The sequence below is a fragment of the Cupriavidus sp. USMAHM13 genome (assembly GCF_001854285.1).
Lineage (GTDB): Bacteria > Pseudomonadota > Gammaproteobacteria > Burkholderiales > Burkholderiaceae > Cupriavidus > Cupriavidus malaysiensis.
In genome coordinates, this window is the sequence record NZ_CP017751.1 from 3,241,426 (window position 1) to 3,257,835 (window position 16,410).

Annotated in this window: 13 protein-coding genes and 1 tRNA gene; 6 read left to right on the plus strand and 8 right to left on the minus strand. The window is 69.4% G+C overall.

The features are described from left to right. Positions 1-3 precede the first annotated feature (3 nt). From BKK81_RS14240 to gloB, 7 genes are all read right to left on the minus strand, one after another. On the minus strand, positions 4-1,170 hold the full coding sequence (locus tag BKK81_RS14240) for an acyl-CoA dehydrogenase family protein (protein ID WP_071014117.1): 1,167 nt from the start codon (positions 1,168-1,170) through the stop codon (positions 4-6). A gap of 9 nt (positions 1,171-1,179) precedes the next feature. After that, entirely contained in the window at positions 1,180-2,031 is an 852-nt protein-coding gene (locus tag BKK81_RS14245) for an enoyl-CoA hydratase family protein (protein ID WP_071014120.1), read from the minus strand. Positions 2,032-2,134: 103 nt separating this feature from the next. Further along, the gene (locus tag BKK81_RS14250; protein WP_071014123.1) at positions 2,135-2,941 is read right to left on the minus strand and encodes an SDR family NAD(P)-dependent oxidoreductase; all 807 of its coding nucleotides are present in this window, start codon (positions 2,939-2,941) and stop codon (positions 2,135-2,137) included. Positions 2,942-2,943: 2 nt separating this feature from the next. Beyond that, positions 2,944-5,304 carry a bifunctional salicylyl-CoA 5-hydroxylase/oxidoreductase gene (locus BKK81_RS14255; protein ID WP_071014126.1) on the minus strand — a complete coding sequence of 787 codons (2,361 nt, stop codon included), beginning with the start codon at positions 5,302-5,304 and terminating at the stop codon, positions 2,944-2,946. Between the two features lie 232 nt (positions 5,305-5,536). Further along, a complete protein-coding gene (locus BKK81_RS14260) occupies positions 5,537-7,429 on the minus strand; it encodes a propionate--CoA ligase (RefSeq protein WP_071014128.1) in 1,893 nt (630 codons plus the stop codon). 129 nt (positions 7,430-7,558) lie between these two features. Then, entirely contained in the window at positions 7,559-9,220 is a 1,662-nt protein-coding gene (locus BKK81_RS14265; protein WP_071014131.1) for a transglycosylase SLT domain-containing protein, read from the minus strand. Positions 9,221-9,362: 142 nt separating this feature from the next. Next, positions 9,363-10,172, minus strand: coding sequence for a hydroxyacylglutathione hydrolase (gloB, locus tag BKK81_RS14270; protein WP_071014134.1), 810 nt, complete (start codon positions 10,170-10,172; stop codon positions 9,363-9,365). 10 nt (positions 10,173-10,182) lie between these two features. Between gloB and BKK81_RS14275 the strand changes: the two genes are divergently transcribed. The 4 genes from BKK81_RS14275 to BKK81_RS14290 all read left to right on the plus strand — a co-directional run bounded on the left by BKK81_RS14275 (position 10,183) and on the right by BKK81_RS14290 (position 12,460). Beyond that, complete coding sequence (locus BKK81_RS14275; protein WP_071014137.1) at positions 10,183-10,989, plus strand: class I SAM-dependent methyltransferase; 807 nt, start codon at positions 10,183-10,185, stop codon at positions 10,987-10,989. 88 nt (positions 10,990-11,077) lie between these two features. Beyond that, entirely contained in the window at positions 11,078-11,515 is a 438-nt protein-coding gene (gene rnhA, locus BKK81_RS14280; protein ID WP_071016472.1) for a ribonuclease HI, read from the plus strand. Between the two features lie 33 nt (positions 11,516-11,548). Continuing rightward, a complete protein-coding gene (dnaQ, locus tag BKK81_RS14285) occupies positions 11,549-12,259 on the plus strand; it encodes a DNA polymerase III subunit epsilon (protein WP_071014139.1) in 711 nt (236 codons plus the stop codon). A 126-nt stretch (positions 12,260-12,385) separates the two neighbouring features. Continuing rightward, positions 12,386-12,460: transfer RNA gene (locus BKK81_RS14290), tRNA-Val, on the plus strand. A 135-nt stretch (positions 12,461-12,595) separates the two neighbouring features. Here the strand turns inward: BKK81_RS14290 and BKK81_RS14295 are convergent. Further along, the gene (locus BKK81_RS14295) at positions 12,596-13,198 is read right to left on the minus strand and encodes a cysteine hydrolase family protein (RefSeq protein WP_071014142.1); all 603 of its coding nucleotides are present in this window, start codon (positions 13,196-13,198) and stop codon (positions 12,596-12,598) included. Positions 13,199-13,354: 156 nt separating this feature from the next. On the opposite strand from BKK81_RS14295, the gene BKK81_RS14300 reads away from it, so the two are divergent. Together BKK81_RS14300 and BKK81_RS14305 are read left to right on the plus strand one after the other, a co-directional pair. Further along, positions 13,355-14,227, plus strand: a complete 873-nt coding sequence (locus BKK81_RS14300) for a LysR family transcriptional regulator (RefSeq protein ID WP_071014143.1) — start codon at positions 13,355-13,357, stop codon at positions 14,225-14,227. A 156-nt stretch (positions 14,228-14,383) separates the two neighbouring features. Then, entirely contained in the window at positions 14,384-16,363 is a 1,980-nt protein-coding gene (locus tag BKK81_RS14305) for a diguanylate cyclase domain-containing protein (RefSeq protein WP_071014146.1), read from the plus strand. Positions 16,364-16,410: the final 47 nt, after the last annotated feature.

A 16,410-nucleotide genomic window follows, 5' to 3' on the forward strand; every position in this document is an offset into this window, starting at 1 on the left:
GCGCTAGCCGCGCGGCGCCATCGTTTCCCGCGCGATGATCAGCTTCTGCACTTCGGTGGCGCCCTCGTAGATGCGCAGCGCGCGGATCTCGCGGTACAGGCCCTCCACGCGCGAGCCCACCTTGACGCCCGCGCCGCCGAACATCTGCACGGCGCGGTCGATCACCTGCTGGGCGTTCTCGGTCGCCACCATCTTGGCCATGGCCGCCTCGCGCGTGGTGCGGCGCTGTGCCACGTCGCGCAGCCAGGCGGCGCGATAGGTCAGCAGCGCGGCGGCATCCACCGCGGCGGCCATCTCGCCGAGTGCCGCCTGCGTCAGTTGCAGGTCGCCCAGTACGCCGCCGAACATGGGCCGCGATGCGGCGCGCGCCAGCGCCTCGTCCAGCGCGGCACGGCCGAAGCCCAGCGCCGCCGCAGCCACCGAGGCGCGAAAGATATCGAGCGTCATCATCGCCACCTTGAAGCCCTGCCCCGCCTCGCCGAGGCGGTTGGCCACCGGCACGCGGCAACCGTCGAAGCGCAGCGTGGCGAGCGGATGCGGCGCCATCACTTCGATGCGCTCGGCGATCTCCAGGCCGGGTGTGCCGGTGTCGACCACGAAGGCGCTGATGCCGCGCGCGCCGGGCGCCTCGCCGGTGCGGGCGAACACGCAGTAGAAATCGGCGATGCCGCCGTTCGAAATCCAGGTCTTGGCGCCATCCAGCACGTAGTGGCTGCCGTCCTCCGACAGCCGGGCGCTGCACTGCATGGCGGCCACGTCGGAGCCGGCTTCCGGCTCTGACAGCGCGAAGGCGGCGATGGCCTCGCCGCGCGCCACGCGCGGCAGGTAGCGCTCGCGCAGCGCTTCGCTGCCGGCCAGCGTGATAGCGCCGGAACCGAGGCCCTGCATGGCAAAGGCGAAATCAGCCAGGCCGTCGTGGCGCGCCAGCGTCTCGCGCAGCAGGCACAGCGCGCGCGAATCCAGCGCCGGCAGCGCCCCGCCGTGCGCCGCCGGCACGCAGTAGCGCAGCCAGCCCGCCTCGCCGAGCTGACGCACCAGCGCGCGGCAGGCGGCATCGGTATCGCCATGGTCGACGTGCAGCGAGGCCTCGCACCAGGTATCGAGATCGCGCTCCAGCGTACGGTGCGCCTCGTCGAAGAAGGGCAGTTCCAGATAGGTCTTGTCTGACATGGATGCTCCTCAGTCGCCTTCGAACACCGGCTTGGACTTGGCCACGAAAGCTTCGTAGGCGCGGCGGAAATCTTGCGTCTGCATGCAGATGGCCTGCGCCTCGGCTTCCGCTTCGATCGCTTCGTCCAGGCCCATATTCCACTCCTGGTGCAGCAGCTTCTTGGTCACACCGTGGGCGAAGGTCGGGCCCGCGGCAAGCTGGGCGGCCAGCGCCTGCGCCTCGGCCAGCACCCGCTCCGGCGCGTGCAGAGCATTGAAGAAGCCCCATTGCAGCCCTTCCTGCGCGCTCATGCTGCGGCCGGTGTACAGCAATTCGCTGGCCCGCCCCTGCCCGATCACGCGCGGCAGCAGCGAGCACGCTCCCATGTCGGCGCCGGCCAGGCCCACCCGCACGAACAGGAAGGCAGTCTTGGCCGCCTCGGTGCCCAGGCGCATGTCGGAAGCCAGCGCCATCATCGCGCCGGCCCCGGCACAGATGCCGTCGATGGCACTGATGACCGGCTGCGGGCAGGCCCGCATGGCCTTGACCAGGTCGCCGGTCATGCGCGTGAACTCGAGCAGTTCGGGCATGCGCATGCGTGTCAGCGGGCCGATGATCTCGTGCACGTCGCCGCCGGAGCAGAAATTGCCGCCGGCGCCGGTGACCACCACCGTCTTGATGTCGCTGGCGTAGCACAGGCCGCGGAAGAAATCGCGCAGTTCGGCGTAGGAATCGAAGGTCAGCGGGTTCTTGCGCTCCGGGCGGTTCAGCGTCACCGTGCCCACCTTGCCGTCGGCGGACACCGACCACAGGAAGTGGCGCGGCTGGTAGTCGGCGAAGGGGCGCTTATGATGGCGCATGTCGAGGGCGATATCGGTCATTTGCGGTCTCTCTGTGGTTCCGTTCTGTCCTGCTTGTCCTGTCGGTCCGGCCCACCGCAAGGAAGGGGCCGGTGCGGCGTGCGCTCTGGGCGCACAAGGGCGCTCAGCCCGCCATCACTTCGCCGCCGGCCACCGCGATGGCCTGTCCGGTCATGGCGCCTGCCGATGGCCGGCACAGCCACGCCACGGCGTCGGCGACCTCCTCCGGCTGCACCAGCCGCTTCTGCGGATTGCCGGCCGCCAGTTCGGCGCGCGCCTCGGCTTCGCTGCGTCCGGTCTTGGCCACGATGTTGGCGACCGCCTCGCGCACGATGTCGGTCTCGGTGTAGCCAGGGCAGACCGCGTTGACGGTGACGCCCTTGGCTGCCACCTCCAGCGCCAGCGCCCGCGTCAGGCCGATCACGCCATGCTTGGCGGCGCAATAGGCACTGACATAGCCATAGCCCCGCAGCCCCGCTGTGCTGGCCACGTTGACGATGCGCCCCCAACCGGCAGCCAGCATGCCCGGCAGCGCCGCCTGGGCGCACAGGAATGTGCCGGTCAGGTTGACCTCGAGCATGGACTGCCACAGGGCCAGGTCGGTCTTGCCGAAGGGGGCGCTGCGCGCCTGGCCGGCGTTGTTGACCAGTACCGCCACCGGGCCGAGGCGCCCGCTCGCCGCGGCGAAGGCAAGGGAGACAGCCTCGGCGTCGGCGATATCCGCCGTTTCGACCGCCAGCACCGCCTCCGGCAACTCCGCGCGCAGCGCGGCCGCCGTCTCGTGCAGGACGCCGGCATTGCGTCCGAGCAGGGTCACGCTGGCGCCATCGGCCAGCAGCCGGCGCGCGATCGCCGCGCCGATACCGCGCCCGGCGCCCGTCACCAGCGCATGGCGCCCCTGCAGTTCACCGCCTTGCCGTGCCGCTGCCATCGTCATTTCCCCGCCGCCTGTGCCTCGAAAGCCGCGGCGCGCTCCAGGTTGGTCTCGTACTGGCGCTTGCCCGCCAGGTACTGCCGGGGCCAGGCGGCCTCGCGCCAGCCCAGCCGCGCTGCCTCGTGCAGTGTCCAGGCCGGGTCGGCCAGGTGCGGCCGCGCGATCGCACACAGATCGGCGCGGCCGGCGGCGATGATGCTGTCGACGTGGTCGGCCTCGAAGATGGCACCCACCGCGATGGTGGCGATGCCTGCCTCGTTGCGCACGCGGTCGGCGAACGGCGTCTGGTACATGCGGCCGTACACCGGCGCCTGGTCGGGACTGACCTGGCCGGACGAACAGTCGATCATATCGGCGCCGGCGGCCTTGAAGGCACGCGCGATCTCCACCGCGTCGTCCGGCGTGATACCGCCCTCGACCCAGTCGTGCGCCGAGATGCGCACCGACATCGGCCGTTCCTGCGGCCATGCAGCGCGCACCGCGCGGAACACTTCGAGCGGATAGCGCAGGCGGTTCTCCAGCGAGCCGCCGTAGGCATCGGCGCGCTGGTTGGTCAGCGGCGAGATGAAGCTGGACAGCAGGTAGCCGTGCGCGCAGTGCAGTTCCAGCCAGTCGAAACCGGCCTCGGCCGCCCGCCGCGCGGCCGCGACGAAGTCATCGCGCACGCGCGCCATGTCGTCCGCCGTCATCTCGCGCGGCACCTGCGAGATGCCCGGCAGATAAGGCAGCGGCGAGGCCGACTGCAGCGGCCAGTTGCCCTCGGGCAGCGGATGGTCCATCTGCTGCCAGCCGAGCTGGGTCGAGCCCTTGCGGCCGGCATGGCCGAGCTGCATGGCGATGCGCGCGTCGCTGTTGGCGTGGACGAAGTCGACGATGCGGCGCCAGGCATCGCGCTGGGCATCGTTCCACAAACCCGGGCAGCCCGGGGTGATGCGGGCATCCGGCGCGGTGCAGGTCATCTCGGCCACCACCATGCCGGCGCCCCCCATGGCGCGCGCGCCCAGGTGCACCAGGTGGAAGTCGCCTGGCACGCCGTCGACGCAGGAGTACATGGCCATCGGCGACACCACCACGCGGTTCTTCAAGGTGAGGCCGCGCACCTGGTAGGGCGTGAACATCGGCGGCAGCGACTTGCCTTCGCCCATGCCGGCGGCATCCGCCGGCATGCCTGCCGCGCGCGCCAGCCAGTGCTCGAAGCCCTGCACGTAGCCGGCATCGCGCAGGCGCAGGTTCTCGTGCGAGATGCGCTGCGAACGCGTCAGCAGCGAATAGGCGAACTGCTCGGGCGCCAGCTCCGCATAGCGCGCCACATTCTCGAACCACTCGGTGGAGTTGCGCGCGGCATTCTGGATCTTCAGCACTTCGACGCTGCGCGTGGCCTCGTAGCGCGCCAGCGCCTCGGGCAGGCGAGCCGCACCGGCGTCACCGATCTCGGCCGCCAGGTCGATGGCATCCTCGAGCGCCAGCTTGGTGCCGGAGCCGATGGAGAAATGCGCGGTGTGTGCCGCATCGCCCATCAGCACCACCGGCACGCGACGCCCGCCAGTCAGCGTGTTCCAGTGCACCCAGTGCTGGCAGATCACGCGCGGGAAGCGGATCCAGATCGCCGAGCCGCGCAGGTGGGTGGCATTGCTGATCAGCTTGTGGCCATCCAGGTAGCGCGCGAACAGCCGCTCGCAGTAGGCCACCCCCTCCTCCTGGCTCATCTGCTCGATGCCGGCGGCCTGCCAGACCTCTTCGGGCGCCTCCACGATGAAAGTGGAGGTGTTGTCGTCGAAGCGGTAGGCATGCGCCTGGAACCAGCCGTGCTCGGTCTTCTCGAAGGCGAAGGTGAACGCGTCGAACAGCTTGCGGGTGCCCAGCCAGACGAAGCGGCAGCGGCGCGTGTCGATGTCGGGCTGGAAGGCGTCGGCGTAGCGGGTGCGGATGCGGCTGTTGATGCCGTCCGAGGCGATCACCAGGTCGGCTTCGTACTGCTCGGCCAGGGCCTGGTCGTCCGTCACGTCGGTCTCGAACACCAGGCGCACGCCGAGCGCCTCGCAACGCGCCTGCAGGATATTGAGGAGGCGCTTGCGGCCGATGCCGATGAAGCCATGGCCGCCCGAGCGGATGGTGCGCCCGCCGATATGGACGTCGATATCGTCCCAGTGGTTGAAGGCCTCGTTGATCTGGGCCGCGCTGACGGGATCGGCCTCCTTCAGGTTGTCCATGGTGGCATCGGAAAACACCACGCCCCAGCCGAAGGTGTCGTACGGGCGGTTGCGCTCCACCACGATGACCTCGTTGCGCGGATCCTGCAGCTTCATCAGCAAGCCGAAATAGAGCCCCGCCGGACCGCCACCAATGCACAGCACACGCATGTCTTGTCTCCTTGCGCGCCGGTCGCCGCATACCGCTTGCCCGGCTGCCGCCCCCGCCTTGATCGTCTAGCCTGACCGTCTAGATCAAGCCTAAATATTTCATGTTTAAAATATTAGGAGGCATCACCGGGAAACGCAAGACCTGTTTGCCCCCATCGCCAGATGCCTGCCCCCTCGCAAAGGAGGCGACGGCGCGGGCAGGCCGGTCAGGCCTGCCCGCGCCCCTCTCCGCTCAAGCCTTCAGGGCGTCCTGCAGCATCTCAAGCGCGACGGGATCCTCGATGGTGGTCAGGTCGCCGGTCGCCCGGCCTTCGGCCACGGCCTGGATCGCGCGTCGCAACAGCTTGCCGGATCGTGTCTTGGGCAGCACGTTGACGAACACCACGCGCGCCGGCTTGGCCACCGCACCGAGCTGCTGCTCCACAGTCTTCATCAACTCGGTCTCGAATGCCTGCCGGCCGGGCGCGTCAGCCACCCTGGCCGGATCGCGCGCCACGCAGACTCCCAGCGCCACCTGGCCCTTGAGCGCATCCTGCACGCCGACCACGGCCACCTCGGCCACGCCCGCGTGCGAGGACAGGCTCTCCTCGATCTCGCGGGTGCCAAGCCGGTGGCCGGCCACATTGATCACATCGTCGGTACGGCCGAGGATGAAGACATAGCCGTCTTCGTCCTGCACGCCCCAATCGAAGGTGGAATAACAGCGGCGGTTTGGCACCGACGACCAGTAGGTCTTGACGAAGCGCTCGTCGTCTCCCCAGATCGTGCTCATGCAGCCCGGCGGCAGCGGGCCGTCGATGGCCACCACTCCCTTCTGCCCGGGCGCGCAGACTTCGCCGGTGGACTCGTCGACGATCTTCAGGTCGTAACCATAGGCGGGCACGCCGGGCGAGCCCAGCTTGGCCGGCAGCGGTTCGATGCCGCGCTGGATGGCGATGATCGGCCAGCCGGTCTCGGTCTGCCAGTAGTTGTCCACCACCGGCTTGCCGATACCCTGCTGGATCCAGTCCGCGGTGGGTTCGTCGAGCGGCTCGCCGGCCAGGAACAGCAGGCGCAGGCTGGACAGGTCGTAGCGCTTCAGCCAGGCCGGGTCCTGCTTCTTCAGCACGCGGATGGCGGTGGGCGCGGTGAACATCAGGTTCACCTTGTACTCCTGCACCAGTTGCCACAGGATGCCGCCGTCTGGCCGCACCGGCGTACCCTCGTACATCAGCGTGGCCAGGCCGGCCAGCAGCGGCGCGTAGATGATGTAGCTGTGCCCGACCACCCAGCCGATGTCCGAGCAGGTAAACATGGTATCGCCCGGCTTGCCGCAGAAGATGTACTCCATCGACGTCGCCAGCGCCACCGCATAGCCACCGGTGTCGCGCTGCACGCCCTTCGGCTTGCCCGTGGTACCTGAGGTGTAGAGCACGTAGGACGGCTCGCTCGATTCGAGCCAGGCGCATGGCACGCGCGCCGCGCCCACCTGCCCGCGCCACGCGGCGTAGTCTTCGTCGCGCCCCGGCGTGCGCGCCATCGCCGCCAGCCCGCGGTCGACCAGCAACACGCGCTCGGGCTGGTGCGAGGCCAGGCGCAGCGCCTCGTCGAGCAGGGGCTTGTACGGCACCACCTTGCCGGCACGCGAGCCGGCGTCGGCACTGATGACCACGCGCGGCTGCGCATCGTCGATGCGAGCGGCGAGGCTGACCGAGGCGAAGCCGCCGAACACCACCGAATGGATGGCGCCGATGCGGGCACAGGCCAGCATGGCGAAAGCCGCCTCGGGAATCATCGGCAGGTAGATCAGCACGCGGTCGCCCTTGGCCACGCCGAAAGCCTGCAGGATGGCGGCCATGCGGTTGACCTCGTCGTGCAGCTCCGCGTAGGTGTAGCGGCGGCGCTCGCCGGTTTCGGTGGAAACGTGGATCAGCGCGGTCTGGCCGGCGCGCTCGGCGAGGTGGCGGTCGACCGCGTTGTGGCAGAGATTGGTGCGCCCGCCGACGAACCAGCGCGTGAAGGGTGCTCGGCTGTCGTCCAGCACCTGTTCGAAGGGGGTCTCCCAGTCGATGCGTCTGGCCTGTTCGGCCCAGAACCCCTCGGGGTCGGCCAGGGAACGCGCGTGCAGGGCGCGGCTAGCGGTCATGGCTGTCTCCTCCGCGCGTAGGCGGCTGTGGTTGTGCCGCTAGTTTGCCACCGCCGCGCGTACCGCAGGAAGATCCGCACCCGCCGCTGCCTTGCGCCAGCGCAAGGCAGGCGCCGCCAGCCGCGGCCGTCAGTGCTTCTTGCCGCCCTTGCCAGCCGACGCCTTGGCCGGCGCCGCCTTGGCGGTAGCGGCCCTGGGAGCGGGGGCAGCCTTGGCGGCGGCGCCCCTGGCCGTCGGCGCGGCCTTGCGCGCCGGCGCCGCCGTGGCGCGCCCGCGCGGCTCGGCCCGCGCTTCCGCACGCGGGTGCGCCGACACGCGCACGACCTCTGCACCACCCCGCGCCGCCGGCTCGGCACGCGCGCCGCCGGCGCGCACCGGTACCATCAGCACCAGGCTCTGGCCTGCCACCAGCTTGGTGCCGGGCAGGTGGTTCCAGCCCATCAGCTGGCTGGCGGTGACGCCGTAGCGCCGCGCGATCGACGCCACCGTGTCGCGCCGCCCCGCGCGCACCACGACGCGCCGGGCATCGGGGAGATCGGGCTCCACGGCCAGCATGGCATTGTCGGCCACGCTGGCGCTGATGTCCTCGTCATTGCGTTCGGTACGCGGGATCATCACCGTCGAGCCGGCCTTCAGCCGCATGCCCTTGGGTATGCGGTTGATCTCGCGCAGGGTGTCCGGATCGATCTTCAGCCGCGCCGCCAGCGCCTCCACCCGCTCACGGTTGTCCACCGTGACGGCGGTCCAGCTCGACAGGCCGCCGCGATAGGTATTGAGGTTGTACTGGAAGCGCTCCGCGTTGTCGAAGGGCAGCAGGATCTGCGGGTTGGCCGCGCCGAGGATCACCGGGCGGTTGAAGGAGGGGTTGAGCGCCTTGAACTCCTCCAGCGGCATGTTGGCCAGCTTGGCGGCCAGCGCCACGTCGATGTCGCGCGAGGTAGTGACAGTGACGAAGTAGGGATGGTCGGGAATGTCCGGCAGCTTGATGCCGTAGAGCTCGGGGTTGCTGATGATGTTCTTGACCGCCTGCAGCTTCGGCACGTAGTAACGCGTTTCGTTCGGCATGCTCAGGCTGGCGTAGTCGGTCGGCAGCCCGCGCGCCTGGTTGCGCGAGATCGCGCGCGACACGGCGCCTTCGCCCCAGTTGTAGGCCGCCAGCGCCAGCTGCCAGTCGCCGAACATGTCGTACAGGCGCGCCAGGTAGTCGAGCGCGGCATCGGTCGAGGCCAGCACGTCGCGGCGCTCGTCGCGGAACATGTTCTGCTTGAGCTTGTAGGTCTTGCCCGTGCTCGGGATGAACTGCCACATGCCGGCCGCCTTGGCGCTCGACTCGGCCTGCGGGTTGAACGCGCTCTCGACGAAGGGCAGCAACGCCAGCTCGGTCGGCATGTTGCGACGCTCGAGTTCCTCGACGATGTGGTAGAGGTAGCGGCTCGAGCGGCTGATCATGCGCTCCATGTACTCGGGGCGCTGGGCATACCACTGCGTGCGGTCGTCCACCAGCGTGCCTTCCAGGTCGGGCATGGCGAAGCCGCGCCGGATACGGTCCCAGATATCGCTCTGCTGGACGTTCAGCCAATCCCTGCCGCCGCCTTCGCCACCTGCGGGCGGCTTGCCGCTGGCCGCGTTCAGCCCGCCGGCTGCCTTGCCGGTGGTCAGGCTGTTGAGCGGGTCGGGCGTGCCACGCTGCGCGGTCGCTGTGCCGGCCGTATCGGCGGCGGGCGGCGCGCCCGCGCACGCTGCCAGCAAGGCAGCGCAGGCGACCACCGCCATGAATCGACCAATTTTCATCAATTTCTCGAATCGTGACGCTAAAAAATTGCCTGATGCTATGAAAAACGCGCTATGGCGTCAATGAGATTCTCCCCCGGCAAAGCCGGGCAACCGTCGAGAGACGCGGGAAGCGCCCGGCGCGGTAGCGGCCGGGCGGACCCTAGCGGAAGCCGTCCTTCCAGCCGCGCAGTGCGCCGAAAGCCGCCGCATCGTTGCCGGGGTGGCCCCCATGGGCAACGAGCGCCGCACGCACCGCCGGCTCGCGCGAGCGCAGGAAAGGATTGACCGCGCGCTCCAGCCCGATCGTGGTGGGCACGGTCGGCCGGCCCTGCCCGCGCAGATCCTGCACGCGCGCCTGCCAGTCGGCCAGCGCCGCATTGGCCGGCTCCACCGCCAGCGCGAAACGCACATTGGAGGCGGTGTACTCATGCGCACAGTAGACGCGGGTGGCGGGCGGCAATGCCGCCAGCTTGTCGAGCGAGTCCAGCATCTGCGCCGGCGAGCCCTCGAACAGCCGGCCGCAGCCGCTGGCGAACAGGGTATCGCCGCAGAACACGGCCGGACCGCTGTCGCCAAGTGCGGAGTCATCCGCCACGTAGGCCACATGGCCAGCCGTGTGACCGGGCACGTCCAGCACGCGCAGCTGCAACGCTGGCGCCGCCAGTGCCACCACGTCGCCTTCGCGCACCGCCTGGGTGCGGCCGCCGATGCGCTCGCCGGCCGGCCCGATGACCGGCAGCGGGCCGCCGCCGGGCGCGAGCGGATGCGCCTGCAGCAGGTCCGCGACGCCGCCCTGGTGATCGCCGTGGTGATGGGTGATTACAATAGCGCCCAGAGCCAGCCGATGCTGTGCCAGGAAACGCTCGACCGGGCCCGCCTCGCCGGGATCCACCACGGCGGCGCAGTGACCATCGTGGATCGCCCAGATATAGTTATCCTGGAATGCAGGAATCGGCTCCACTCTCAACATACTTGCTCCTATGTCCGACCGACCGATTATAGATTGGGAAGGCTGGCTCGCCTCGCCACCCGGGCAGTACATGCTCGGCTGGGAACAGGGCCAGTACGATCGCACGGTGACGGACATCTTCGGCTACCACGCTGTGCAGCTCGGCCTGCCGGTGATCGACACCCTGCGCGAGAACCGCATGCCCTTCTCGGCGCTTGCACTGGACGCGGACGGCGGTCCGCACGGTCCGCGCAGCGGCCAGCCCGACGCGCGTCAGCTGTTGTGCCGTTTCGACGAACTGCCCTTCGACACACAGAGCCTGGACCTCGTCACCCTGCCCCATGTGCTGGAGTTCAGCGAGTATCCGCACGAGGTGCTGCGCGAGGTCGCGCGGGTACTGATGCCTGAGGGCCGCGTGGTCGTCACCTGCTTCAACCCGATGAGCCTGTGGGGGGCCCGCCAGGGCCTGAACCGCATCGGCGTCGAGCCCTTCCTTCCGACCGACGCGCAGTCGATCGGTTTCGTGCGCATCAAGGATTGGCTCAAGCTGCTCGGCTTCGATATCATCCGTGGCCGCTTCGGCTGCTACTGCCCGCCCTACCGCACCGAGCGCTGGCTGCAGCGCGCGGCCTTCATGGAGAAGGCGGGCGACCGCTGGTGGCCGATCTTCGGCGCCGTCTACATGATCTCGGCGATCAAGCGGGTGCGCGGCGTGCGCCTGGTCGGCCCGGCATGGAAGCCGGCCAAGGCGTCCCTCAAGCCGGTGGCGGCACCGGTGGCCACCCCGACCGGCACCCACGGCAAGGCCCCTGGCGGCACGCCTCGCGGCGGCGCCTAGGCGCCCGGCCCTGACGCCAATCCCTATCGCCAATCCACATCGCCGGGCCGCGCGCGGGCCGGCACGAACCTTGAATCACATGGAAGCACTGCAAGAAGTCACGATCTATTCCGATGGCGCCTGCAAGGGCAATCCCGGCCCCGGCGGCTGGGGCGCGCTGCTGGTGGCCGGCACGAGCGAGAAGGAACTGTTCGGCGGCGAGCGCGGCACCACCAACAACCGCATGGAACTGACCGCGGTGATCGAGGCCTTGCGGGCGCTCAAGCGCCCATGCCGCATCCAGGTCTATACCGACTCCCAGTATGTGCAGAAGGGCATCAGCGAATGGCTGCCCGGGTGGAAGGCGCGTGGCTGGAAGACCTCCGACAAGAAACCGGTCAAGAATGCCGACCTGTGGCAGTCGCTGGACGTCGAGGCCGCACGCCACCAGGTCAGCTGGCACTGGGTGCGCGGCCACAACGGCCATCCCGGCAACGAGCGCGCCGACGCGCTGGCCAACCGGGGCGTCGCCTCGCTGGCCGCCTGAGGCCTGCCCGCGCGCTCCGGTAGAATGCCCGCCATGCGACAGATCGTTCTCGATACCGAAACCACCGGCCTGAATGCCGCCACCGGCGACCGCCTGATTGAAATCGGCTGTGTGGAGATGGTCAACCGGCGCCTGACGGGGCGCAATCTGCATTTCTACGTCAACCCCGAGCGCGAGATCGACGAAGGCGCGATCGCCGTGCACGGGCTGACGCTCGAGTTCCTCTCGGACAAGCCGCGCTTCGCCGAGGTGGTCGAGCCCATCCGCGAGTTCGTGCGCGATGCCGAGCTGATCATCCACAACGCGAGCTTCGACCTGGGCTTCCTCGACATGGAATTCCAGCTGCTCGGCCTGCCGCCATTCCGCGAGCACGTCGGCGGCGTGATCGATACGCTCAAGGAAGCGCGCCAGATGTTCCCCGGCAAGCGCAATTCGCTCGATGCGCTGTGCGATCGGCTGGGCGTCAGCAACGCGCACCGGACGCTGCACGGCGCCTTGCTGGATGCGGAACTGCTGGCCGAGGTCTACCTCGCCATGACGCGCGGCCAGGACTCCCTGGTCATCGATGCCCTCGACGATGGCGACGGACCGGGTCACGCGGTGGCCTCGGCGGACCTGTCCGCGCTCGACCTGCCCGTGCTGCGCGCCAGCGAGGAAGAGGTGGCCGCCCATGCAGCAGTGCTGAAGGAACTCGACAAAGCGAGCGGCGGCAAGACCGTCTGGCAGGAGGTGCCGGCGGCCTGAAGCCACCTGCGGCAAAGTGCCAATGGCGCAGCGCCGCAAGAATTTTGCGGAAAGGGCTTTACAAGATACCGCGGCTTCTGCATAATCTCATTTCTCCGCTGCACGACAGCAACAACGCAGCAGCAGGGGTGGTTAGCTCAGCGGTAGAGCACTGCCTTCACACGGCAGGGGTCACAGGTTCAATCCCTGTACCACCCACCAGATTTGGCTGGCAACGCCTTACGTTGCCAAAAAACCCCGAAGCCGGAAGGCCTCGGGGTTTTTTGTTTTGCGCCATCATGCCTGGGCGCTTCGGCTTTGGCGAAGGAAGGAGCAAGCGCCCCCTTCCTTGCGCGCTTACCGCCAGACCCCCTCGTCCGGCACCACGGTGGCGAAACGGTCATGCAGCGCGGCCAGCGCGGCGCGATGCACCTGCGCCGCCGGCAGCGCAGGCCCGCCGAGCGGATCCGGCAGGTCGCGCGTAGCGCAGGCGCCCGCCACCACGGTGCTGCGATAGCCGTGATCGAGCGCCGCGCGCACCGTCGCGCTGACGCACATATGCGTCTGGAAACCCGCCACCACCAGTTCCTTGCGGCCGGTCCGCGCGAGCACCGCGGCGAGGTCGGTGCCGGCGAAGCTGTTCGGCAGCCCCTTGACCACGGTGGCTTCGCCGGCAGCCGGAACGAGGTCGGCGATGATGGCCGCGTAGGGTCCGCTCGGATCGAAGGCCCCGCTACCCGGGCGCCCATGGTGGACCACGTGGACGACCGGTGCGCCCCGCTCGCGCGCCTGCGCCAGCAGCGCGGCGCAGCGGGCCACCGCCGCCGGCATGCCACTCAGCGGCAGCCGGCCATCGACATATTCACGCTGGTGGTCGATCAGCAGCAGCACGGCGGCGTCCCAGGCGGACGGCGCGCGGCTGGCGCCGGCAAGATCGAGCAGGGTGAAGGCTTGGGACATAGCGAGGATCTCCTGGTACAGGTGGCAGGGGCGGCCCAGGGATAGCGGCGCACACCGCCGCGGGCCAGAGGCGCGGCAGGCGCCTTCCGGGACGCTTCGCAGCCATCTTAGGCTGCGCTAAGCTGTACGCCAATTCTCCAATCCCTCACGATCGCTGTGCAAAAACGTTCACTCTGCTGGGATGACCTGCTGACCCTGTCGGCACTGCAACGCTGCGGCAGCTATTCCGCCTGCGCACGCGAACTCGGTCTCACCCATGCCACCGCGATCCGCCGCATACGGCGCCTGGAAGCCGCGCTCGGCGGCGCGGTCGCCACGCGCACCGACGGCGCCTTCGTCCTCACCGGCACCGGCCGCGCGGCCTTGGAGGCGGCGCGCCAGATGGAACGCAGCGCGGATCGCCTGCTGCGGGAGACCGAACACGCCGGAGCCGGCGTCTCGGGCGAGGTGCGGGTGGCCGCCACGGCCGCGCTCGGCAGCGAATTCCTCACACCGCGGCTGCCGGGCCTGTACGCCGCCCATCCAGCCATCCAGGTACGGCTCGAACTGGACAATCGCGTTGCCAGCCTGGCGCGCCGCCGCGCGCATATCGCGGTGCGACTGGCACGCCCGCAGGAGGAGGATGTCGTGGCGCAGCGTGCCGGCACCGTGCAATTCGGCTTCTACGTGCGCGCCCGCGACGCGGCGATGCACCGCCCGGATGCCAGCGCGAGCGCTGCCCTGCCCTGCTGTGCGCTGCTGGACGATGGCCTCGGCCTGCCCGAGTGCGCCTGGCCGCAGGCGCGCGGCGGCCCGGTCGCCTTCCAGTCCAACAGCCTGCATGCCGTGCAGCAGGCGGTGCGGGCCGGCCTGGGTGCGGGCCTGCTGCCGCACTACCTGGCCGCTCACGATGCCAGCCTGGCGAAGCTGCACGATGTGCCGGAAGTGACGCGCGAGATCTGGCTCGCCTATCCGGCGGAATTCCGCGGCCACTCGCGCTTCCGTCCGGTCATCGACTGGTTGCAGCAGACGCTCGCCACCTGCCCTTGACCTGCCCTTGATGCCGGACCTTCATCTGTACCTGCGCTCCTTCGCTTCTGCTAATCTTGACTGTCGGTTCCGTGCCGGCAGGCATGGGCAGATCGCGGCACCGGCCGCGTTCGATCCGCGTCCCCACAGGCCAGAAGAAGCACGAAGCAAGCACGCATGCGGCACTCTTTGAAATACCGGGTAGCTCTCGCCGCCGCGCTGGTAGTGACGCTGATTCTCGGCGTGCGTGTGCTGGCCTCCCAGTATTACGCCTATGCATCGCTGCGCCAGTTGCTGGAGACCGAGCAGGCCCGGCAGACCGACCTCGTCGCGCAGCACCTGGACGACAAGTTCGACAGCCGCATCCACCTGCTGCGCCGGCTGGCGCGCCAGCTCGAACCGATGCTCGACCAGCCGCCGGCGACGCTGCGGGTCTTCGCCTCCGGGATGGTGGACACGCCGGAGGACTTCAATGCTGTCTTCCTGGCCTGGCCGGACGGCGATGTCGCCTTCAGCACCGCCGTGCCCCAGGAGCGACGGCTGCAGGTCAAGGACCGCGACTATTTCCGAGCACTCGAGGCGGGCGCCTCCGTGGCGACCTCCGACCTGCTCTACGGGCGCATGAGCAGCGCACCGGGCATGGTGCTCGCCGTGCCACTGCGCGCGCCGGACGGAACGCTGCGAGCGGTGGTCGGCGGCGCGCTCAACCTGGCCGAGGACAACTTCCTGCACGAGTTGCGCGACGGCCGCCTCGGCAGCGGCGGCATCTATTGCCTGGTGTCCTCCGGGCAGAATCCGCGCTATGCGATGCACGCCGAGCCGGCCAGGATCATGCTGCCGGCGGCGCAGGGCACGGCCGACGCCTGTGGCCTGGCGACACCGGCGGCCAAACCCTGGGAGTTCCTGCGGCCCGCGCGCCCCGTCGTCACGCGCCGCAGTCTCGACCTGAACGGCTGGACCGTCGTGTCGGTGCTGCCGGCCGAGCAAGCCTTCCTGCCGCTGATCGACGTGCGCCACAAGTGGCTGCTGATCGGCCTGCTGACGCTGGCGGGGGCTGCCGGCCTGATGTGGCTGGTGGTGCGGCGCCTGCTCAAGCCGCTCGAAGACTTCCATCGGGCCGTCGACGCCGTGGCGCTCAACGCCGACGCGCTCAACCAGTTGCCGACGCAGCGCCGGGACGAGATCGGCCAGCTCGCCTCGGCCTTCGCCGGCGTCGTGCGCCAGCTTCATGAGCGCGAGAGCGCGCTCAAGGCTGCCAAGGACCTGGCCGCCGAGAGCGAGAAGCGGATCGAGGCCATCGCCAACCATGTGCCGGACTTCATCTCCCTGGTCGACGCGAAGGAGCGCTACGTCTTCGTCAACCAGGCCTATGCGCGCCATTTCGGGCTGCCGGTGCAGCAGATCGTCGGCCTCAAGCTGCGGGAACTGTGGGGTACGCCGACCTATCTGGCCGTGCGGCCTCACCTGGAGCAGGCGTTCGCCGGCAGGGCCGTGACCTACACTCAGGAAAGCCCGGACGGCACCGAATGCCTGGAAGTCAGTTGCCAGCCTGCCTGGGACGACGCGCGCGATACGGTCGTCGGCCTCTATATGTTCGCCCGCAACGTGACCGCCGAGCGCCAGGCGCTGCGCTCGCTGGAAGCGCAGACCGTCAGCGACCACCTGACCGGCCTGCTCAACCGTAAAGGCTTCGACCGCTGCCTGGCCGAAGCCATGAACCCGGGCGAGGGGCCAGACCAGAGCATCGCCCTGATGCTCGTCGACCTGGACGACTTCAAGCACATCAACGACAGCCACGGACACGCCGTGGGCGACGAACTGCTGGCAGGGTTCGGCAGGCGCCTGTCGGCGTGCGTGCGCGAAGGCGACGCAGTCGCCCGCATCGGCGGCGACGAATTCGCCATCGTGCTGCGCAATGCGATCGCGCCGGCCGATCTCGAGCGGATCGCCCAGGGCATCGTGCAGGGTTCGCTGCAAGCGCACCGGATCGCCGGCCGCGCACTGGTGGCCACCGCCAGCGTCGGCGCCGCCGTGCACCTGGCCGGCGACGGCCAGACTGCCAGCGAACTGTTCATGCGCGCGGACATGGCGCTCTACGAAGCCAAGCGGCGCGGCAAGGCGCGCTACGCCTTGCAGGTCGTGCACGACCGGGCCTGAAGCCCGGCCGCCACGCCGCCGGCGCGCCCCCGCGCGGGGCACGCCGG